The organism is Oleiphilus sp. HI0128 (genome assembly GCF_001635365.1).
Genome location: NZ_LWGG01000014.1, coordinates 1 through 20416, shown reverse-complemented (window position 1 = coordinate 20416; position 20416 = coordinate 1). Strand labels below are relative to the sequence as shown.

The following is a 20416-nucleotide window of genomic DNA, read 5'->3' as shown; positions in this document are numbered from 1 at the left end:
CTTGCCATCTTTCCTTCGCTCAACAGCGCTGTCTACTTTTTTTGGAAAGATGGTGAAGTTTACCGGCACTGCTGGAATTACAATTGAAGAGCTCAGCTGCGAACGAGCAGTGATTACACTAAAAAATAAAAAGAGTGTGCAAAATCATATTGGTTCAGTGCATGCTGTCGCCAGTATTCTGATCGCAGAGTCTGCTACCGGATATTTGATTGGTATGAACGTACCTGATAGCGCTGTCCCTGTGATCAAAACAATCAAAGCTGACTATGTAAAACGCGCCAAGGGCGACATGAAAGCCGTTGCAACGCTAAGCAAAAAGCAAATTGCTGATATCCAAAAACTCGAAAAAGGTGAAACCACTGTAAAAGTCAGTGTGACAGACGCTGAAGGCAAAGAACCCATTCTTATGGAAATGGTTTGGGCCTGGACACCTAAAAAACGTTAAGCTCTCCACTTAAAAGCTGAGCAAGTGTTATGTGAATCTGCTTAGTTCAGCTTTTAGTATATTCCCCAAAATCACAACAGCTTGCTCTCGCTCTCTGGTCCATTCATGTGCATAACTTAACCGAATATAGTTATGGTACTTACTCGAATCGGTTGAAAAGATTTCTCCTGGCGCAACAATGACGCCCTCGGCCTTAGCCAAATGGTAGAACTCTGTGCTATCTACACCATCAGGCAACTGTATCCATGCAACAAAACCTCCTTGCGGCTTAGTGATGCGTGTTTCTTTGGGAAAGTGTAGCGCAATTAAATCTAGCAACCTATCGCGCCTCTGGCTGTAAACTTCACGAGCATGCCTCAAGTGACGGTCAAAGCGCCCTCTAGACAAAATATCGGCAACCGCCAGTTGGGGTAAAGCAAAGTGACTGGAGTTGCTTAAAAAACGTTGGTACTCAATTTTTTCCCGATATCGCCCTGGCATCACCCAGCCGACACATAGCTGAGGGTCAAGCACCTTCGAAACTGAAGAGCACAGCAGAATTCGGCCATCCTTATCATAAGATTTAACAGCTTTTGGCCTAGCATCACTGTATGACAGCTCTCCGTAAATATCGTCTTCAATCATCGGTAAATCATATTTTTCTAAGAGCTTCGCCAACTTGAGCTTCGCAGTTTCTGGCATCAAGGCTCCCATGGGGTTGCTATAGCTAGGAACTGATAACACAACTTTTACGGGCCACTGCTCGACTGCCAACTGAAGCGCGTCGATGCTCATTCCCCTTACCGGATCTGAAGGAATTTCAAGCGCTTTTAGCCCCAAAGATTCGATTAACTGTAACAAGCCATAATAGCCTGGCGACTCTACCGCAACCACATCACCTTTTTCACACAGAGAGCGTAAACACAATACAATGGCCCCTTGGCAGCCAGCAGTAATAATAATTTCATCAGGTGACACTAACATGCCCGCATCAGAAGCACGTCTGGCGAGCTGCTTCCTTAGTTGAGGACAGCCTTTTCCTGAGTCATAGCCAATGCCGAGAAACTTCTCAGTCCGCACAAGGTTTGCAAATGATTTTTTTAGTTGTTCAATAATAGGGAAGTCACTTGCCGGGACCGCTGCACCGAAGCTGACATTGTTTGGTTCTGCCGAACTGGCCAGGACGTCCATGATCAATTCTGAAGTGGTGACTTCATCCGGGCCGCAATCAGAGACAGAGTTGTGGATATGGTCTTTAGATAAATGTTCTACCGGCGCACTGAGCGCAATGGCTTTAACATAATAGCCAGACTTTGGCCTCACCTCAATCAGCCCCCAGTCCTCTAGTAAACCGTAGCTCATTAAAACAGTCGACACACTGACCGAGCGCTGTTTCGCTAATTCCCGAACAGAAGGAAGCTTATCCCCCCTAGCAAAAGTACTTTGCCGAATCTGCTCAGCAAGGTCATTTGCTAACAATTTATAAATAGGCTGTTTCATTGTTGTGCTCCCAGAACCATAACAGTTGTTCAAATATTATACTTAACAGTTCATTCATACTACATCTGTTATGGCTAATTTAGTTAAATTCTAAATCTGTTACGTATCAGACAACCTCCGTATAGTATTCATCTTCAAGCCCTATCATTATTAGTATTGCGAGGAAAGATACGATGAGACATGAAATACTCCCTTCGCCACAAGGTCTTCACAATTACTCAGGCTCATTAAAAGGCCTCACCAATCTATGTCTACGATTTGCCAAGCAATTACACTCGCTAGCATGGCGACTGGAGATACACCGACAACGTAAAAAGCTGCTTCAACTGAGTGATGCTCAATTAAGAGATATTGGCGTGTCCCGACAAGAAGCACAACTCGAAGCAAGTCAGCCTCTATGGAAGTAGAGGCTTAAGCCGTCAAATACCAGGAGGCAAATCACCCTGCTTTCTGTTATAAATAGGCTTCGTATCGGTATAAGAGCATTAAGCTGCCGTCTAATCGTGCAATGCTTATTAAAGATGGGTGAAAACAAAATACTCCATGTCTATCAAGAAAACTCCTTTTCTTACCTTGCTTCTGTCGCTCACATTGTTGATTAGCGTCTTATACGGGCATAAGCATGATGAACAACAGTGGCTATCTATAAACAAACATTACCAACAAGATTTATTAGCAATCGAAGCCCCCATTTTTTTTGATTACCTTGATCGTAGGCTAAACATAGAAGGCCTGGGTTCAGCCCAAAAGATTGATAGCTTAAAAGCTGATTTTGAAGATGGTGAGTCGCTTCCTACGATCAAAGCTATCTTGGAAGATTCAGCTTTTTCCTCCTATATCAAGCAGAATGGCAGCATGTTTCTTGAGAAAGCCATACTGGAAACATGGCATGAGGAGCGGCTTATAATTGAGCAAATGTATCGCGCCACCAGTACAAACTTACTTGGCCTTTCTGCTCAAGACTTCAGCATCAGACAGATCCTCACTCATGTTTTCGCACACCCCTCTCATCCATTGTTTATTTTAGTATTTCTATGTTTTTCAGTTTTATCCTNCTACTTTGAAAAGCGCTTTGGCGCCTTTAAGCTGTACTGCTATTTTCTGTTTTCGATGTTTATTTCTTCACTCACCTATCTATTATTCACAACCAAAAGCAATGCCGTCTTAGTTGGGCCTCTTGGTGCTATCTATGGCCTGGCAAGCCCGCTAGTGTTAGACAAACTAAAGAATTTCCAAGCCAAAAGAGAGTCCTTGCAACCCTCAAAATCGGCCTTATTCATGTTACTAATGCTTACTCTAAGCTTAATCACCTATACCGTTTTACATACGCTCGACCAACCTAGGCCTAGCATATATCTTCTTGCAAGCATGCTGCTTCCGGCACTCTCAACAGGCATTTTCATGAGCTTAAGCATGAAAGTTGCAGCGAAAGAAACCCCAAAAAACAAGCCAAGAATAACTGCCTCCGTTGATTGGGAGTACAGAGCAGAGCTTTCAAAAGCAATGGAATTCCTATCGCGCTTCGAGTTCAATACTGCACGCCAGTTATTGCGATCACTGGGTGCTAAATATCCCGAATCACGAGCAATATTGGAGCAGCGTTACAACTTGGCAAAATTGCATACTGAAGACTCGAGCTATTGGAAGCATGCACAGAACCTTATTGAACTGTGTGTCCGTAAATCAGACTACGAAAGAATTTGTCGATTATTTTCCGACATTCAAAAAAATGCTGCTAGTAAAAAAAGGGCTCAAGAATGCTTACAGCCCGAGCACTATCATAAGATGATGATGCTTTTTATTAAACATGGAGACCTGCCTAAAGCTGAGCAAGCCTTCTTGTTTCTCGAACTTGCTGGCAACCAACATATTACACAAGATGCTTGCCTCTTGCTTATTCAGGAGTTCAAAATAAGGCATACTGCTGCTAAACAACAGCAATATGAAATGCTACTCGAGCGACTCAAGGCTTAGTTATGAAAGCAAGCACTTTCGACCTAATCAGACATGGCGAACCCGTTGGTGGACAACTACTACGAGGTTCACAAGACGACCCCTTATCAGACTTGGGCTGGCAGCAAATGCACGACAGTGTAGGGGGTCATAAACCCTGGACCCGGATAGTGACTTCACCATTAAGTCGCTGTCAGGCCTTTGCCAATAAGCTAGGGGAAGACCTAAGCCTCTGCGTCGACATAAACCCGATGTTTCGTGAAATTTCCTTTGGTGAATGGGAAGGAAAGAGCGTCAAAGAACTGATGAAACACGACCCAAAGGCATTAAGAAACTACTGGGAAGACCCCGATAATCACGCTCCCCAAGGCTCCGAGCGAATGTCTGATTTCATTCAGCGTATTCATACAGCTTGGGAAGCCTTAGTGCTCGAATATCAAACTGAGCATACTTTACTTGTATGCCATGGGGGCGTTATCCGAGCTATATTAACCCACGTACTAGGTATGCCTAGTGACAGGCTTTGGAATATTGATGTACCTTATGCCAATGTAAGCCGACTCGCTTATCATCACTTTCCCGATGGCGGCCATACTGCTCAACTTAAATTTCACCAAGCACGCTTCTCTCAAGACTAAGCTCCACCTTTCTTCGTTCTGCACCTGAAGATGCACCTTTTTCGAGTATTTTTTGTACCAGTCATTTCCCTTGACGCACGTCAAGGCAGCTTACGCCTAGTGCGCATAAACTGATCCCCTAACAATGCAGGAGGAATGGATAGATGAAACCGCTTGAGGTGACCGAAGACTTGGCGCCCTTACTAAACAAATACGACGTTTACGGGCCAAGATACACATCTTATCCAACTGCACTTCAGTTCAATGATAACTTTACTGAAGCTGACTATCGTACTCATGCTCAGGCAAGTAACCAGTTGCCTGTTCCCAAGCCTCTTTCTGTTTATATCCACATTCCATTTTGTAAGTCACTTTGTTACTACTGTGGCTGCAACAAGATTGTGACGCACAAGCAGCAGCTAGCCACTGACTACCTCGATTATCTATATCGGGAAATCGAAATGCACGGCAAGTACTATGCTGACGACCGTTTACTGCAACAGATTCATTTTGGTGGTGGCACTCCCACATTTTTAAGCCCTCAGCAATTACGTGAAGTCATGGAAGTGCTGGCACAATCCTTCCACCTAGGTCTTCCTGACTCATTAGAAATTGGCATTGAAGTTGACCCACGTACAGTCACACCAGAAGAAATGACCGAATTAGTGACCATGGGCTTTAACAGAATCAGTATCGGCGTTCAGGACTTTGACCCTGAAGTGCAGAAAGCTATCAACCGTGAGCAAAGTAAAGAGCAGGTTGAAGCGGTTATCCAGTCAGCTCGCGATAACAAAGTTGATTCAGTATCTATTGATATTATTTACGGCCTGCCAAAACAGTCTCGCGCAAGTTTTTCGAATACGCTTGATGAAGTCATTCGTATTAAACCGGATCGAATCGCACTCTATAATTACGCACATATGCCTCAACGCATTCCGGCGCAAAGGCTGATTCACTCAGGCGACCTTCCAGGAACAGCAGAAAAACTTGAAATATTCACCGATAGTATCCAACGCTTAACTGAAGCGGGCTATATCTATATCGGTATGGATCACTTTGCACTACCTACTGACAGCTTGGCTAAAGCCCTTGATACAGGTGGTTTGCAGCGTAACTTCCAAGGCTATTCTACACATGCAGAATGCGATGTAATTGGTATTGGTGTCAGTGCTATCAGCCGGGTCAATGATGGCTATAGCCAGAATGTCACCGAAGTATCCAAGTACAAAACCGCCGTTGATAAAGGACACTTACCTATCAAACGCGGCGTTAATCTCAATACCGATGACCGCATCCGTGCAGATCTAATCCAACAAATTATGTGTGACGGTGTCGTTGATTACAGTGACTTCGGTGACGGTCACGATATTTTTTTCCACCGTTATTTCAACAGTGAACTCAGTAGCTTGAATGACCTCGCAAGCGATGGTTTGATCGAATTAAGTGACCAAGGATTCAAGGTGACACCCAAAGGAAGAATCTTTCTGCGGAACATCGCTATGAAATTTGATGCATATTTTAATCAAACAACTCTACAGAATACTGAGCAACCACGGTATAGTAAGACACTATAATTAAAATTTTATGGTGATTTACGTATGCCGAGCTCGAATTCTGTGGCATCTCCGTCCTTTTTAAAGTGCGGACAATGCTCTCTTGGAAAACTTTGCTTGCCAGTAGGGTTAGACTCAAATGATATGGTTTCGTTAGAAAACATTATTGAGCCTTCGTCCCCCTATAAAGAAAACGAGACCGTCTACCAGTCAGAACAACACTTTGAAAGGATCTACGCCGTTAAATCGGGCATGTTCAAAACCGTGGTTATTGATGCGAACGGTAATGAGCATATTGTCGGTTTCCACCTGCCCGGTGAACTTTTCGGCTTGGATGCGATCTACCCACAGAAGTATATTTCAACAGCTATTTCTCTTGGCACTTCCTCTGTCTGTGGTATTAACTACAACGATTTAGAAAGCCTTGCAGCGAAACTTCCCTCCCTACAGCGCCAATTATTTAGCTTAATGAGTAAGGAAGTACATACTTCACAGTCAATGACTGTGGAACATTCTGCTGACCAGAAACTAGCCGGTTTTATCCTCGCATTATCTTCTCGCTACAAGCAACGCGGTTATTCCGATACTCGAATTAACCTCATGATGCCGCGTCGCGATATTGCTAATCACTTAAATATGGCCGCCGAAACGGTTAGCCGTTTATTTAAGCGTTTTCAAAAAGAAGGCTTGCTAGAAATTAAGCGTACAGACTTACACATCATCGATATGAATGGCTTAAAAGAACTCGCAGGCTGCGCTTCGGCTTGTTAAACAAGGAGCGCGCGTGAGTAAACTTAAAGTCTTTTTGTTTGTCTTTGTCCTTTCTCTGGTTTCAGTCAATATCGCAAGCGACTACTATCGCGATGACCTTTATCGTTTAGCGATCGAGTTTGAAGCCTCAAAAGCAAACCTTCTACCTAAAAAAATCTCGATTGAAGGCAAACCTTACGCTTATCTGGAAAACTCTCGCCAAGATAAGCTCGGCACAATCATCATGCTGCACGGCTTTAGCGCCAATAAAGAAAACTGGATACGTTTTTCTGAACCGCTAGCTGACAAGTATCACCTTATCGCTCTAGATTTAATGGGCCATGGTGATAGCACTATCGACATGAGTCAGTCTTACTCCATCGTCGAGCAAAGCGCATTCGTAAAACAGTTTGCAAGTGCCTTGAATCTCAAACGCTTCCATCTAGTCGGTAATTCTATGGGAGGCGCCATTTCATCACTTTACGCAGCAACCTACCCAGAGCAGGTTCTATCGATAACCCTAATTAGCCCTGCGGGTATCCATGATATTCCCTCAAAAATGGATGAGCTTTTATCTCAAGGTATCAACCCCCTAATCGCGTCAAACACTGATGAGTTCAACGAGCTTATGGACTTTGTAATGGAAGATAAGCCTTTCATACCCGACGTTATCACCAAGGTCGAAGCAGAAAAGTCCATTCGTCGCCTGGAAATCAATCAGAAAATATTCAAAGATATTCGTAGTGACTTGGGCAAGGGGCTGGAGCAAAAGTTCACCAGTATCATTGCGCCTACTCTAATTATTTGGGGTGAACAAGACAGGGCTATTAACGTAAAAAACATCGACAAATATACAAAATTAATCTCTGGTGCCCAACAGCTGGTACTCGAAGATATTGGCCACCTTGCCATGCTTGAGGCTCCAAGTGTTTCCGCAGAGGCAATGCTTGAGTTTTTACCCAAGCCTTCTTCTTAATACTACGTATAGAGTTAAAATGAACAGCACAATCAAGGAAAAAAAGGACTACCTGTTGCATTGGATGTATGACTTTATCGAAGATGATGAAGAGCCAGCATACTTGGCGCAGCATGTAGAGGAGTGCGACCAGCTAATTACAGCATTTATCCATGATGTGACTAGCAATCACCAAAACAATGATTTTTCTTGGGTTTCTACCCAAATTGAGTCTTTGGTGAAAAAACTAAATGACCTGAACTTCAAACTCGACCATCAGCTAATTGAGACCGACCAACGAGAAGATATTTGCGCCCTGATTAAACTAGTTGTACAAAGCGCTGGCCACGAGTATTCCGAAGATATCACTGAGCGATGGAGAACGTGGTAAATACCTCAGTACCACTATTGCAAACCCAAAACCCCTCTTTGTATATATTTTGATCTACATCAATTATCTTTACTATTAATCAACCCTTCCATCCGCCATGTGATTCACATCAAAGCTTTCCCTAGTCTCTAGCTTCATGATGAGAAACTATAAGAACGACAAAAATCAGGTACATGCCGTAGAGTTTCAACTCTGTTACCTCTCTTTTCTTTCGTTTTCCGATTTTTGAATCTGAACTCACGATTAGGAGGCATATATGTCTAATGTAAACGTTGCTTTTGTCACGGGCGGAACCGGTGGAATAGGTACTGCGATCTGCCAAACACTACATGATGAAGGCTACACCGTTGTTGCTGCATCCAGCAGCCAAGAAAAAGCCGACAACTGGCAAGCGCAACTCAAAACACAAGGCTATGACATTAAAACCTGTGTACTGGAGGTTGCTGATTTTGACAGTTGTACCCGCAATATTCTTGATATTGAAGAAAGCATTGGCCCCATTGCAGTTTTGGTGAATACCGCTGGTATCACTCGCGATACCAGCTTAAAACGAATGTCACCACAAAAATGGCAAGAGGTCATTGATGTGAACCTGAGTGGAACCTTCAATACTTGTCGGAATGTCATCGAGTTCATGTTGAAACGCCAATACGGGCGAATTATTAATATCTCTTCTATCAACGGTGAAAAGGGCCAATTTGGTCAAGTGAATTACGCTGCCAGCAAAGCTGGCATTCATGGTATTACCATGTCACTAGCGCAAGAAGTAGCCAGCAAAGGCATTACTGTTAACACTATTTCCCCTGGTTATATAGCAACTGAAATGGTGATGGCGGTCGAAGAGAGTATAAGAAACCAAATTATCGCCCAAATTCCGGTCGGCAGGCTGGGTGATCCAAAAGAAATAGCGAGACTTGTTGCTTTCTTATCAGACAAACAGTCTGGTTTTATCACTGGATCAAATCTTTCCATTAACGGCGGTCAGCACATGCACCACTAGTAAATAACAAGGAGACATACATGAACGAATTTATCGATTCATTAAGCGAACAAGCGAAACGCTTTGTTGAGCCTGCAAAAGAAGTGAATAGATTGCTACTGAATAACGTAGGTGAGTTAGTTGATATTCAAGCGCAAGCCTTTGCAAACTACGCTGAAATGGGTATAGCCCAGGCAAAATCGGCATTAGAGATCAGAAATAGCGATTCACTGAACGCCTTTGTAGAGCAACAATCTGAATTTTCTGAGACTGTTCAAGCTCAGTTTAAGGGCGATGCAGAAAAGCTTACTGACTTGGCTAGCCAAACCGCTGAGGGCTTAAAACAGGTGTTTTCTAAAGAGACTGTATAAGCCATTCAACCTCAGTATAGTAAGTTCAACTATCAGGGGCGACTAACGCGCCCCTTATTTTCTTCGCTATTTCTAATTCTAAAAAACATTCATCAAACTGCTATTTGTTCACGTTTGATAAAAAGACTACTATAAGCAGCTCAAAACAAATGACCAGTGAAAAGGAAGCTAAGTGAACCAGCATATAGCCAAAATGCGACACATGCTTGAGAAGAAGTTCAAAGCAAACTTAGCGGAATGGGACCGTTTCCTAGATTTTTTCCATGTTCAAGAACTCGATGAAGGTGATCATTGGATTCGAGCAGGGGATGCCTGCGAAGAGTTTTTCTATATTTCTGACGGCATTCTCAGGCTCTACTATGTCGACCAAGAAGGCAACGAAGTAAACGAAGGCTTTTATGAAGAAGGTCAAATGCTGGGCCCCATATCAAGCTTCGTAAATGGCACACCCTGCCCCTATTATATTCAAGCACTCGAACCCGCCAGCCTTGTTGTCGCGAACTACCATCAATTTCATTCCTATGGTTATGATGATCCCGAGTTATTACGTTTCGAAATCACCTTTATGCATGAACTCTTCGTACGCAATGCTAAACGCGATGCCAAGCGGCTACTCAATAACGGTGAACAACGTTACAAGTGGTTTTGTAAAGAATACCCTCACTTCCTGGAGCGCATCCCCCAATACCATATCGCCTCGTTTCTCGGCATGACGCCCGTTAGCCTGTCCCGCCTTCGAAAAAAGTTTTCTCAATAGCCTCAGCTAGCCATCTATAAGGAACAAATACTTACCAAGTTTTGCTTGCTGCTCCCCACGCACTGGTCAATAATTAATCAAGACCTACCGCTACTGAGGAGTGTTCATATGCCTGTTAGCCAAATCGACACCCGACTTAATATATCGTCCGTACCTGAAAAAACTACTTCTAGTGACGCAAGGTCTTCACCGCAAAGTGATGGCACAGAGCAAATTGGTCAAGTAGAGGCCCTTCGCAAAGAATTCAATGCTGCCGTGTTGAATGCTAACTACGAAGTTAGCCTCAGCGTCAAGAACGAACCTATGAGCCTGCTTTATCAGACCGCTATCGATGCGATCAATAAAGAGCTAGAAGGTGACTTTGGCGAAAACTCAATCCAGTCCGGTTATGAGCAAGGCCTGGACGTCTCACCCGAAGCGACAGCGGGCCGGATTGTTAATTTCTCGACTAGCCTGTTTCCACTTTATCAACAACAACACCCTGAATTGAACGAGAGTGAGCAAGTCGAAAAGTTTGTCGATATTATTAGCGGTGGTATTGATACCGGATTTTCTGAAGCACGCGAGATACTCGATGGATTAGGAGTGTTAGAAGGTGAGATTGCCGAGAATATCGATAAGACCTATGACTTGGTTCAGGAAGGCTTGCAAGCCTTCAAGAAGCAGTTTGAGGTGCAGGAATAGCTTAATTATTCTCCCACCAGCACGCGAATGGCACAAAAAAGCCGAACTAGGAAACTCTAGCTCGGCTCTGTTTGCTGCTTGTTTATCTAAAGACTTTAGATATCCAATGCCAAACGCGTACCCTGATTAATTGCACGTTTTGCATCAAGTTCTGCAGCCACATCAGCACCACCAATCAGGTGATATGGCTTATTCAAGCCCTCAACTAATTCACGCAGTGGCTCCTGGCCCGCGCACAAGATAACGTTATCCACATCAAGTACTTTCTTCTCACCTGCGACATCAATGTGAATACCTTGATCGTCCACTTTCTCGTAAGTACAGGCAGGTATCATGTTGACGCCTTTGTTATTTAGACCCGTGCGATGAATCCAGCCTGTTGTTTTTCCTAGCTTCGCGCCAACTTTAGACTTCTTACGCTGTAATAAGTAGATTTCTCTAGCAGAAGGGCTAACTTGCGCTTCAACGCCCTCAATGCCACCACGAGCCTCTAGCGACATATCAACACCCCATTCTTTCATAAAGGCTTCGATATTTTGGCTTGTTGCTTCACCTGAGTGGGCTAAGTATTCCGATACATCAAAACCGATACCACCTGCACCGATTACCGCTACTTTCTTACCCACTTCTTTCTTATCGCGAAGTACATCGATATAACTCAGTACTTTAGGGTGATCAATACCCTCTATTTCAGGTGTACGTGGGCTAATACCGGTAGCTAGAATAACTTCATCAAAATCGCCCTGATTTAAGTCCTCTGCTGTCAAACGCTGACCAAGCTGAAGGTTTACACCCGTCTTCTCGATCATCTTGCCAAAGTAACGGATCGTTTCGTAAAACTCTTCCTTGCCGGGTACTTGCTTAGCAATATTGAACTGCCCGCCAATTTCATTTGCTGAATCAAATAAAGTTACTGTATGTCCACGCTCAGCTGCCGACGTCGCAAATGCTAAACCAGCTGGGCCCGCGCCAATAACAGCCAACTTCTTAGCCGTTTCTACTGGAGATGAAGCAAACTCTGTTTCGTGACATGCCTTCGGATTCACCAAGCAGCTAGTTAGCTTGCCGCTAAATACGTGGTCAAGACAAGCCTGGTTACAACCGATACAAGTGTTGATCTCGTCGCTCTTGCCCTCAAAAGCTTTCTGAACAAAGTCAGGATCCGCAAGGAATGGGCGTGCCATCGACACCATATCGGCATCGCCACGCTCTAGAACTTCTTCAGCCACTTCCGGCGTATTAATACGGTTAGAAGTGATCAATGGAATATTAAGCTCTTTTTTGAACTTAGCGGTTACCCAAGTAAATGCTGCGCGCGGTACTTTTGTCGCAATTGTTGGGATACGTGCTTCATGCCAACCAATACCAGTGTTGATGATGGTTGCACCTGCTTTTTCAATCGCCTTACCTAGCTGTAGTACTTCTTCATAGCTGCTTCCACCCTCAACCAAGTCGAGCATAGACAAACGGTATATAATAATAAATTTTTCACCCACGGCTTCACGTGTACGACGCACGACTTCTACAGCCAAGCGCATACGGTTTTCGTATTCGCCACCCCATTGGTCATCACGCTTATTAGTACGCTTCGCTAAGAACTGGTTAATGAAATAACCTTCTGAGCCCATGATTTCAACGCCGTCATAACCACCTTTTTGAGCATTAACCGCTAACATTACGATATCACTGATCTGCTTTTCGATACCGGCTTCATCAAGTTCTTTTGGTGGAAAAGGGTTAATCGGTGCCTGAACAGCAGAAGGCGCAACCAAATTAGGGTTAAACGCATAGCGACCCGTATGTAGAATCTGCATACAGATCTTACCACCCGCTTCATGAACGGCATCAGTAATAGTTCGATGTGCTAGTGCGTCTTCTTCTGTCTTAATTGACTTGGTATGAGGATGCGTAGCACCTTCCTGGTTTGGACCAAAACCGCCCGTAACAATCAGGCCAACTCCACCGCGAGCGCGTTCTGCAAAGAAAGCAGCCATTCGTTCATGGCCATCTTTTTCTTCTTCCAAGCCTGTATGCATTGAACCCATCAAAACACGGTTTTTTAAAGTCGTGAAACCTAAGTCCAATGGCTTTAACATATTTGGATATAATTCTGCTGACATCTCTCTCTCCGCTGACGCTTTTAATTTTTTCTTAGGTTCATTCCACCCTCATCATTCCCACATACAAGGTGAATTGCCCTGCAAAATAGGGCCACCTGGTTGGAGCGGGAATCCATTTGTCTGAATGACCTAGCTTATATTCATCCTATGCAAATCTTTTCATAACGTCCTTATCATTTGTTAATGTGCTAAATTTTTTCTATCGCAATAATCTTTAGTACAAGTACGGCACACTGATAGACGTATTGATAAGAACATTAATAGAGGAGCATAGCACCGTGTCGAAATATTGCGCGCCAATCACTGATATGAAATTCCATATAAAGGGCAATTCTGCTATCGACAATGACGATGCGGGCTTAATTCTCGACCAGGCTGCAGAGTTTTCAGAGCAAGTCTGGGGCAGCGTCAATCAACATGGAGACCAAAATGGCTGTCGTTACAAGGATGGTAAAGTACTACTAGACCCTAAGATTCGCGACGCATTTAAAGCTTTTTCTGAAGCAGGGTGGATGGGAATCTCGATGCCAGAGGAGTGGGGTGGGCAAGCGCTACCTGAAGCACTTAGCTCAAAGGTATCGGAAATGTTGACCAGTACCAACCAATCTTTATGCATGTTCACAGCGCTCACCAGCTCTGCATGTAAAGCTCTGATTTCATTCGGTAATGATGAATTAAAACAAACCTACCTTCACAACATGGTATCAGGTAATTGGACGGGCACCATGTGCTTAACTGAATCTCATTGCGGTTCCGACCTAGGTGAAATTAAAAGTAGCGCAAAGATTAATGCTGACAACAGTTACGCGATATCAGGTACCAAAATCTTTATCTCTACAGGTGATCATGACGCTAGTGACAATATTATTCATTTAGTACTCGCTCGTATTAAGGGTGCACCTGAAGGTATTAAAGGCCTATCTTTATTTTTGGTGCCAAAAATTTTTCCAGACAATAATGAATATAACTCCCTTAGTTGTATTGGTATTGAAGAAAAAATGGGGATACACAGCAACCCTACCTGCACGATGGCCTTTGAAGAAGCAAAAGGCTTCCTGGTTGGCGAAGAGAATGGCGGTATTAAAGCCATGTTCAAAATGATGAATGAGATGCGTCTGGGAACCTCCTTACAAGGCGTGGGTATGAGTGAACAGTCTTTTCAGGCCTCGTATCAATATGCTGTCGAACGTGTTCAGGGCCAGTCCCTGGATAAAAAATTGCGCGGACAAACCACTGGTTTGATAGGTCACGCTGACGTGCGCAGGATGCTCCTCACTCAAAAAGCGTTTGCTGAGGGGGGTCGAGCATTTTGCCACTATTGTGCAGAGCTGCTTGATAGGGAAAAAGCCGGAAACGATGCCGAGGCCGCAAAACTACTAGGTTTACTTACGCCTATCGCCAAGGCATTTCTCACCGAAACCGGTCAAGAGTCTGCTTCTTTAGCTGTCCAGGTTTATGGCGGCCATGGTTATATTACCGAAACTGGCGTCGAGCAAATCTACCGTGATGGACGGATTTCTACGCTTTATGAGGGAACAACGGGGATTCAGTCTCTCGACTTGCTAGGAAGAAAGGTATTGGGCGACCAAGGCCAGGCACTGATGTTATTTACAAAACAGCTTCATGTGCTCTCCAAATCGATACTTAAACAAGACAGCGATACCGAGCTAATCCAGCTTGCTGAGCAAGTAAAAACTCTCAGTAAAGAATGGCCACAAATGATTCAAAACGTCGGTATGAAAGCTCTCCAAGATCACGGCGAAGTCGGCGCTGCTGCCTATGACTTTCTGATGTATTCAGGTTATGTAACCTTGGCTTATTTCTGGCTGGAAATGGCAGCTAAAGCCGAAGCCAAGCTTCAAGATAACGATACCACGACATTCTCAGAAAGCTTTTTGAAAGGCAAGATAAAGACCGCCAAGTTCTACTTTGCGCGTATCTTACCGCGGATTCAAGCACACCAGGCGGCGCTGCAATCCGGGGCTGAGAGTTTGTCATTACATGAAGAAGATGAGTGGTACTTTTAAGAACTTCAACGGGATTATTTTTTGTAGGCAGAGGGTTCCACCACTCTCTAAGAATCTGCCTATGGGAGCTGTTTCGAGCATCGCACTCATTTAGATACAAAAAAACCCGGAGCTTTTCAGCGCCGGGTTTTTAGTCTTAAGGAAGCTAATTTAAGCTTGCTTAGGACCTGCATCAACGATCGCATCAGATACGTCAAACTTCTTGAAGTTTTCAACAAACTGAGAGATCAGATCAGCTGCTTTTGCATCGTACGCTGCTGGATCTTCCCAAGTATTACGTGGGTTAAGCAACTTAGCATCAACACCTTCCAATGAAGTTGGAACGTCTAGATTCAAGGCTTCCAAGTGCTCTGTTTCAGCATCAGCCAAAGCGCCGCTCTGGATTGCGCTGATGATTGCACGAGTCACCGGAATGCTGAAACGTTGGCCTGTGCCGTAAGCACCGCCTGTCCAGCCCGTGTTAACCAAGTAAACCTTAGAACCGAACTCTTCCATACGCTTCATTAACAATTCAGCGTAAACGCCTGCTGGGCGTGGGAAGAAAGGTGCACCGAAACAGGTAGAGAACGTAGACTTCAACTTAGAGTCTGAACCCATCTCTGTAGAACCAACCAATGCCGTGTAACCACTTAAGAAGTGGTAAGCCGCACCTTCTTTAGACAACAATGATACTGGAGGTAGTACACCCGTCATATCACAAGTCAAAAATACGATAGCGTTTGGCTCGCCTGCTAAGTTTTCAGCAACACGTTTTTCAACGTGCTCTAGCGGGTAGGCACAACGACCGTTTTCAGTAATGCTTGTATCTGTGTAATCTGGTAGACGCTTATCATCAGAAAGCGCTACGTTTTCTACGATTGCACCGAACTTGATCGCATCCCAAATGATTGGCTCATTCTTTTGAGATAGATCAATAGTCTTCGCATAGCAGCCGCCTTCAATATTGAAGACAACGCCTTTGCCCCAACCGTGCTCGTCATCACCAATAAGGTAACGCGCAGGGTCAGCAGACAAGGTAGTTTTACCTGTACCTGACAAACCGAAGAACAATGTTGTTTCGCCGTCATCACCAACGTTTGCAGAACAATGCATTGGTAATACGTCTTTCTCTGGCAACAAGAAGTTCTGAACAGAGAACATTGCTTTCTTCATTTCACCCGCATAACGCATACCTGCAAGCAAAACGCGACGCTTGGCGAAGTTGATGATTACTGTACCGTCACTATTAGTACCGTCACGCTCAGGTACACACTCAAAGCTTGCAACGTTTAGGATTTCCCATTCTTGCTTATCGGCCTGGTTATATTGCTCAGGGCGGATAAACAGATTGCGACCAAACAGGTTCTGCCAAGCAGTTTCTGTTGCAACCTTAACAGGTAGATAGTGATCAGCATCTGCACCCACGTGAAGGTGAGAAAGATAGCTATCTCGCTCAGCCAAATACGCCTCGACTCGTTCCCACAAAGCATCGAACTTTTCAGGGTCGAATGGTCGGTTAATTGGACCCCAGCCGATTGCATCCGAAGTACTCGGCTCATCAACAATATAGCGGTCCATAGGAGAGCGTCCTGTTCTTTTGCCGGTGGTAACGACTAAAGAACCATTAGCAGCCAAGCTGCCTTCTTTGCGCTCAAGTGCGTGCTCTACCAATACGGCTGAGCTTAGATCAACATAAGTGTTACTCACTTCGACCTCACTTGGGTTAAGTTTGACTACGTTTTAGCTTTTTCTAAAACAGAGCCTGGAAAAATTTGGGGCGCCATTATGCCAAATTGTTGTACAAAAAACGACTAAATTTAGAAGCAAGTCATTTTTGTTCACTTTAAAACATGCAAAGGCGATAGATTTTCAGATTAGAACTTGCATAAGGCTTATATGTAATATTTTCACCTTATTCAAACAAATAAGCCTAATGGGGCTCGCCTAGATCGAATAAATTTTGTACATCTGTCCGATCAAAAGTGTAACGTGCAGCACAAAATTGACAATCTACTGTAATCTCGGCTTCATGCTCCAGTATATCCAGCGCTTCTTCTTTTCCTAAGCTTTGAATTGATGCCGCCGTGCGCTCTTTGGAACACGAACATTTAAACTGTACTGGCTCAGATTGATAAGTAATCACTTTTTCTTCGTGGAATAGTCGCACCAGCAAGGTTTCATTATCTGTGCTCACGAGTTCTTCTGAGGACAATGTCTTAGCCAGTTGGGTCACCCTGTCCCATGCATCCTGATCTTCAATTTCTCTATAGCCTGGTAGTTTTTGTAACATTAAGCCATAGCAACCTAGCTCATCAGCACCTAGTAACATATAGGTATCGAGCTGTTCAGACATTTCAAAGTACTGCTCTAAACACTCAGACAGTGTTTCACGCTCTAAGGGGACGATCCCCTGATAGCGGTTTCCTCGATCAGGGTCGATGGTAATCACTAACTGCGCATTGCCTAAATAATCTTTTAACGGCAGACCTTCTTCAATGTCACCTTGCCAATGCGCAACCCCTTTAAAGGTCTTCAGGTTCGTCGTTTCTGCCATCAACAAACTTAGCGCCCCTTCACCTCGCGCATGAATAGACAGACGACCATCAAACTTCAAGGTTCCGGTTAGCAGAACTGAGGCTGCGATCGTTTCACCCAGGAGCGCTTTAACTTCTGAAGGGTAAGACATGTTTTTGCTCGCCTGCTGGAAGCTCTCTCCTAAGCGTACCCACTCACCTCGAATTTGCAGCTCTTCAAAAAGGAACTTCTGGAAAGTATCTTGATCAATCATGTATATATCCTGTTACTTCGAGTCTTATCACATTAAAGATAGAGCTCATTCAGATTCTGAATTTATATTCTTAAAACGGTGAATGCGTCGGCGGTCGCGTTTATTTGGCCTTTTAAAAGGTGCGGGTAGGCCTGCCATTGCTTGCTTTCGTTCCGCCAGCGCCTCCTCTCTTTTTACAATACTTTCTTCTGTCTCACGATAGAGTTCTTGAGCCAAGCTCGCATTTTTTCTGCGATCACTTAAACCTTCAACAATAACGACCTTATCAAACCAACCCTGGCGAATGGTTAGTTCTGCACCGATATCAACTGTCTTACCAGGTTTACAGCGTTGTTGATTATAATGCACCTTACCACCATCAATTGCCTCTTTCGCCAAGCTTCTGGTCTTGAAGAAGCGAGCAGCCCAAAGCCACTTATCAATTCTTACTTTTGCGTCTGTACTCATTTACAACAAGTCTCTAAAGTCACGAACTAAGGGAAAATCTCCTTGCTCTCTGTCAGGCTTCTGGCTATCAGGCTGGGCAATTGAATATAAGTGCTTAATACCAAATTCTTTTGCAGCGGCAAGTACCGCCTCATTATCATCAAAGAAAGCTGTTTTTTCTTTATCAAAGGGCCTTGCCTTATGAAGTCGCTGCCAGAAGTCAGACTGTTCTTTAGCCAAGCCATAATCGTGAGAACAAATGATCTCGTCAAAGAAGTCAGCCAAGTCGGTTTGCTCAAGCTTGACACTAATACTACCTTGATGGGCATTGGTAAGGATGGCCATCTCTACAGGCATATTTTTGACGGCTCCCAGGAATTCCTTAACATGAGGTCGATACGCAATTTTATTACTTACTTCTTTCTTTAGTTCCACAATATCGACGTTGAGCGCATCAGACCAGAAATCGAGACAGTACCAGTTTAGGGAACCATGATGTGCTTCGTACATAGCATGAAGCGACTTCACTGCATCGTCATGACTAAGGCTCTTCAGCTCCGTATAACGCTTTGGCAAATATTCTAGCCAAAAGTAGTTATCGAAATGGAGGTCTAGTAGCGTACCGTCCATATCGAAGAAAACTGTTTCTATCTGATTCCAGTCGATCATGAAACTCTCTATACTGTCGTAAAACGGCTATTCTAGCGCTCGGAATCTGTTCACACAAACACTCCTCTAAGAGTTATTAGCCGAAGCCAACTATTTCAACACACTTTATATTGGATATTACAAACCCTCATGAATGAGCTAGTACAACTTTTACCAGATTTAAAGAAAATCGTTATCGATGCGGGCGAGGCTATTCTCGAAGTTTATAACTCCGATTCGCCAATCGAAGTTGAGAACAAGGCCGATGACTCTCCGGTTACCAAAGCTGACCACGCCGCTCATATGGTGATAGACCAAGGCTTAACAAGCTTAGCTCTAAACTACCCTGTTCTTTCTGAAGAAGGTGGTATGCCTCAGTTTTCTGAGCGCTCTTCATGGCAGCGTTATTGGCTGGTTGACCCTTTAGACGGTACTAAAGAATTTATTAATAAAAATGGCGAGTTTACCGTCAATATTGCTTTGATCGAAGACGGTGAAGCTATTCTGGGGCTTGTCTACGTTCCTGTTACACAAACACTGTATTACGGATTAAAAGGGCAAGGAGCCTGGAAAGAAGAAAAAGGTGCTAAGACTGAGCTTAAGGTGAGCGCAGTCAATACTCAGGACACACTGGCTGTTGTTGGTAGCAGGCGCCACGGAGCTGAAGCCTTGGATGAACTTCTTAAGCATGTCGCTGAGGTATTTGACGATATTAATTTAGTCAGCATGGGTAGTTCACTGAAAATCTGTGCCATTGCGGAAGGAACGGCTCATTGGTATCCGCGCTTAGCGCTCACAAGCGAGTGGGATACTGCTGCTGCACACGCCGTACTCAATGCTGCGGGCGGTGAAATCCTCGATATCGATCTAAAACCTCTCACTTACAACCAGAAAGCAGATATTTTAAATCCATTCTTTCACGCCTTAGGCGATCAGAGCTTTGACTGGAAAGCGCTTATTCAAAAGGCATCAAACTAAACTAGTTTGAATAGAAATAAAAAAGGCTGGTATCACACCAGCCTTTTTTATTTGAAAGAAGAAGTGAAGCTTATTCTTCTTCCTGGGAAACTATCGCGCTGACTTTACGACCGGTCATTGTACAACCTAAGCAGCGGATAAACGCTGTATTAAAAGGCCCAGCCACCAGTTCATCGAAGGACTCCTCAACATTACCACCTAAGGCAGAAAATGGTGAAGAAACGATAAAGATTGCTGCACCTAAGATAGTTGTCGCAATCATTACGGGTCTTACAAACAAGGCGTCGCCGGTCATCGCAACGGCTGAAGGCGTTTCTTCAATCGTGTTTGACCAGCCCGTCGCGGGTAGCGCCAACACAAGGCTGAACATAATAACTTTTAGGGCTTTGGTAAATTGGCTGTACATGAACTTGTCTCCTTGGGTGCCTTTCACATAGTGTTCAGTATCTGGTGTTTGCTTGAATAGCCTAAGCTTACTGAACAAATGCCTGAAATCTGTCATTGATTTCAGTATAG

General features: G+C 44.1%; 21 protein-coding genes. 14 read left to right on the top strand and 7 right to left on the bottom strand.

The window, feature by feature from the left end; all coding sequences use genetic code 11:
- The first annotated feature begins 1 nt into the window (after nt 1).
- On the top strand, nt 2-445 hold the full coding sequence (locus tag A3763_RS00300; RefSeq protein ID WP_156494775.1) for a DUF4442 domain-containing protein: 444 nt from the start codon (nt 2-4) through the stop codon (nt 443-445).
- 27 nt (nt 446-472) lie between these two features.
- Here A3763_RS00300 and A3763_RS00295 read toward each other — a convergent pair whose 3' ends face one another.
- A complete protein-coding gene (locus A3763_RS00295; protein WP_068634046.1) occupies nt 473-1924 on the bottom strand; it encodes a PLP-dependent aminotransferase family protein in 1452 nt (483 codons plus the stop codon).
- 173 nt (nt 1925-2097) lie between these two features.
- Between A3763_RS00295 and A3763_RS00290 the strand changes: the two genes are divergently transcribed.
- The 11 genes from A3763_RS00290 (at nt 2098) to A3763_RS00240 (ending at nt 10934) form a co-directional block, all read left to right on the top strand.
- Nucleotides 2098-2331 (top strand): DUF1127 domain-containing protein, encoded by a 234-nt coding sequence (locus A3763_RS00290; protein WP_068508732.1) that lies wholly within the window; start codon nt 2098-2100, stop codon nt 2329-2331.
- Nucleotides 2332-2467: 136 nt separating this feature from the next.
- Nucleotides 2468-3898, top strand: a complete 1431-nt coding sequence (locus tag A3763_RS00285; protein ID WP_068759796.1) for a rhomboid family intramembrane serine protease — start codon at nt 2468-2470, stop codon at nt 3896-3898.
- A gap of 2 nt (nt 3899-3900) precedes the next feature.
- The gene (locus A3763_RS00280) at nt 3901-4515 is read left to right on the top strand and encodes a histidine phosphatase family protein (protein ID WP_068508738.1); all 615 of its coding nucleotides are present in this window, start codon (nt 3901-3903) and stop codon (nt 4513-4515) included.
- A 143-nt stretch (nt 4516-4658) separates the two neighbouring features.
- Entirely contained in the window at nt 4659-6068 is a 1410-nt protein-coding gene (hemN, locus tag A3763_RS00275) for an oxygen-independent coproporphyrinogen III oxidase (protein WP_068553376.1), read from the top strand.
- 96 nt (nt 6069-6164) lie between these two features.
- On the top strand, nt 6165-6818 hold the full coding sequence (locus A3763_RS00270) for a helix-turn-helix domain-containing protein (RefSeq protein WP_197469823.1): 654 nt from the start codon (nt 6165-6167) through the stop codon (nt 6816-6818).
- 13 nt (nt 6819-6831) lie between these two features.
- Complete coding sequence (locus A3763_RS00265; protein ID WP_068553375.1) at nt 6832-7773, top strand: alpha/beta fold hydrolase; 942 nt, start codon at nt 6832-6834, stop codon at nt 7771-7773.
- 19 nt (nt 7774-7792) lie between these two features.
- Nucleotides 7793-8143, top strand: coding sequence for a hypothetical protein (locus A3763_RS00260; protein WP_068508746.1), 351 nt, complete (start codon nt 7793-7795; stop codon nt 8141-8143).
- Nucleotides 8144-8399: 256 nt separating this feature from the next.
- Nucleotides 8400-9143, top strand: coding sequence for an acetoacetyl-CoA reductase (gene phbB / locus A3763_RS00255; RefSeq protein WP_068508748.1), 744 nt, complete (start codon nt 8400-8402; stop codon nt 9141-9143).
- A gap of 20 nt (nt 9144-9163) precedes the next feature.
- Nucleotides 9164-9493 (top strand): phasin family protein, encoded by a 330-nt coding sequence (locus A3763_RS00250; RefSeq protein ID WP_068553374.1) that lies wholly within the window; start codon nt 9164-9166, stop codon nt 9491-9493.
- Nucleotides 9494-9665: 172 nt separating this feature from the next.
- The gene (locus tag A3763_RS00245; protein WP_068508752.1) at nt 9666-10250 is read left to right on the top strand and encodes a Crp/Fnr family transcriptional regulator; all 585 of its coding nucleotides are present in this window, start codon (nt 9666-9668) and stop codon (nt 10248-10250) included.
- A gap of 108 nt (nt 10251-10358) precedes the next feature.
- A complete protein-coding gene (locus A3763_RS00240; RefSeq protein ID WP_068553373.1) occupies nt 10359-10934 on the top strand; it encodes a DUF5610 domain-containing protein in 576 nt (191 codons plus the stop codon).
- Between the two features lie 95 nt (nt 10935-11029).
- Here the strand turns inward: A3763_RS00240 and A3763_RS00235 are convergent, their stop codons facing one another.
- Entirely contained in the window at nt 11030-13054 is a 2025-nt protein-coding gene (locus A3763_RS00235) for an NADPH-dependent 2,4-dienoyl-CoA reductase (RefSeq protein WP_068508760.1), read from the bottom strand.
- 278 nt (nt 13055-13332) lie between these two features.
- On the opposite strand from A3763_RS00235, the gene A3763_RS00230 reads away from it, so the two are divergent.
- The gene (locus tag A3763_RS00230; protein WP_068634469.1) at nt 13333-15081 is read left to right on the top strand and encodes an acyl-CoA dehydrogenase C-terminal domain-containing protein; all 1749 of its coding nucleotides are present in this window, start codon (nt 13333-13335) and stop codon (nt 15079-15081) included.
- A 150-nt stretch (nt 15082-15231) separates the two neighbouring features.
- Here the strand turns inward: A3763_RS00230 and A3763_RS00225 are convergent, their stop codons facing one another.
- From A3763_RS00225 to yrfG, 4 genes are all read right to left on the bottom strand, one after another.
- Complete coding sequence (locus tag A3763_RS00225) at nt 15232-16767, bottom strand: phosphoenolpyruvate carboxykinase (RefSeq protein WP_068508763.1); 1536 nt, start codon at nt 16765-16767, stop codon at nt 15232-15234.
- 223 nt (nt 16768-16990) lie between these two features.
- A complete protein-coding gene (gene hslO, locus A3763_RS00220) occupies nt 16991-17848 on the bottom strand; it encodes an Hsp33 family molecular chaperone HslO (protein WP_068554988.1) in 858 nt (285 codons plus the stop codon).
- Between the two features lie 45 nt (nt 17849-17893).
- Nucleotides 17894-18295 carry a ribosome-associated heat shock protein Hsp15 gene (gene hslR, locus A3763_RS00215; RefSeq protein ID WP_068508767.1) on the bottom strand — a complete coding sequence of 134 codons (402 nt, stop codon included), beginning with the start codon at nt 18293-18295 and terminating at the stop codon, nt 17894-17896.
- The gene (yrfG, locus tag A3763_RS00210) at nt 18296-18943 is read right to left on the bottom strand and encodes a GMP/IMP nucleotidase (RefSeq protein ID WP_068508769.1); all 648 of its coding nucleotides are present in this window, start codon (nt 18941-18943) and stop codon (nt 18296-18298) included.
- Nucleotides 18944-19072: 129 nt separating this feature from the next.
- Here yrfG and cysQ point away from each other — a divergent pair, with 129 nt between their 5' ends.
- Nucleotides 19073-19900, top strand: a complete 828-nt coding sequence (cysQ, locus tag A3763_RS00205) for a 3'(2'),5'-bisphosphate nucleotidase CysQ (RefSeq protein WP_068554990.1) — start codon at nt 19073-19075, stop codon at nt 19898-19900.
- A gap of 70 nt (nt 19901-19970) precedes the next feature.
- Here the strand turns inward: cysQ and A3763_RS00200 are convergent.
- A partial coding sequence (locus A3763_RS00200) for a hypothetical protein (protein ID WP_231872051.1) occupies nt 19971-20416 on the bottom strand: 446 nt, incomplete at its 5' end.

Excerpts from the sequence above, each read along its gene's own strand:
- A3763_RS00295 (WP_068634046.1), bottom strand. The coding sequence starts at position 1,924 with ATGAAACAGCCTATTTATAAATTGTTAGCAAATGACCTTGCTGAGCAG.
- A3763_RS00290 (WP_068508732.1), top strand. The coding sequence starts at position 2,098 with ATGAGACATGAAATACTCCCTTCGCCACAAGGTCTTCACAATTACTCA.
- A3763_RS00280 (WP_068508738.1), top strand. The coding sequence starts at position 3,901 with ATGAAAGCAAGCACTTTCGACCTAATCAGACATGGCGAACCCGTTGGT.
- hemN (WP_068553376.1), top strand. The coding sequence starts at position 4,659 with ATGAAACCGCTTGAGGTGACCGAAGACTTGGCGCCCTTACTAAACAAA.
- A3763_RS00260 (WP_068508746.1), top strand. The coding sequence starts at position 7,793 with ATGAACAGCACAATCAAGGAAAAAAAGGACTACCTGTTGCATTGGATG.
- phbB (WP_068508748.1), top strand. The coding sequence starts at position 8,400 with ATGTCTAATGTAAACGTTGCTTTTGTCACGGGCGGAACCGGTGGAATA.
- A3763_RS00250 (WP_068553374.1), top strand. The coding sequence starts at position 9,164 with ATGAACGAATTTATCGATTCATTAAGCGAACAAGCGAAACGCTTTGTT.
- A3763_RS00240 (WP_068553373.1), top strand. The coding sequence starts at position 10,359 with ATGCCTGTTAGCCAAATCGACACCCGACTTAATATATCGTCCGTACCT.
- A3763_RS00235 (WP_068508760.1), bottom strand. The coding sequence starts at position 13,054 with ATGTCAGCAGAATTATATCCAAATATGTTAAAGCCATTGGACTTAGGT.
- hslO (WP_068554988.1), bottom strand. The coding sequence starts at position 17,848 with ATGATTGATCAAGATACTTTCCAGAAGTTCCTTTTTGAAGAGCTGCAA.
- hslR (WP_068508767.1), bottom strand. The coding sequence starts at position 18,295 with ATGAGTACAGACGCAAAAGTAAGAATTGATAAGTGGCTTTGGGCTGCT.
- yrfG (WP_068508769.1), bottom strand. The coding sequence starts at position 18,943 with ATGATCGACTGGAATCAGATAGAAACAGTTTTCTTCGATATGGACGGT.
- cysQ (WP_068554990.1), top strand. The coding sequence starts at position 19,073 with ATGAATGAGCTAGTACAACTTTTACCAGATTTAAAGAAAATCGTTATC.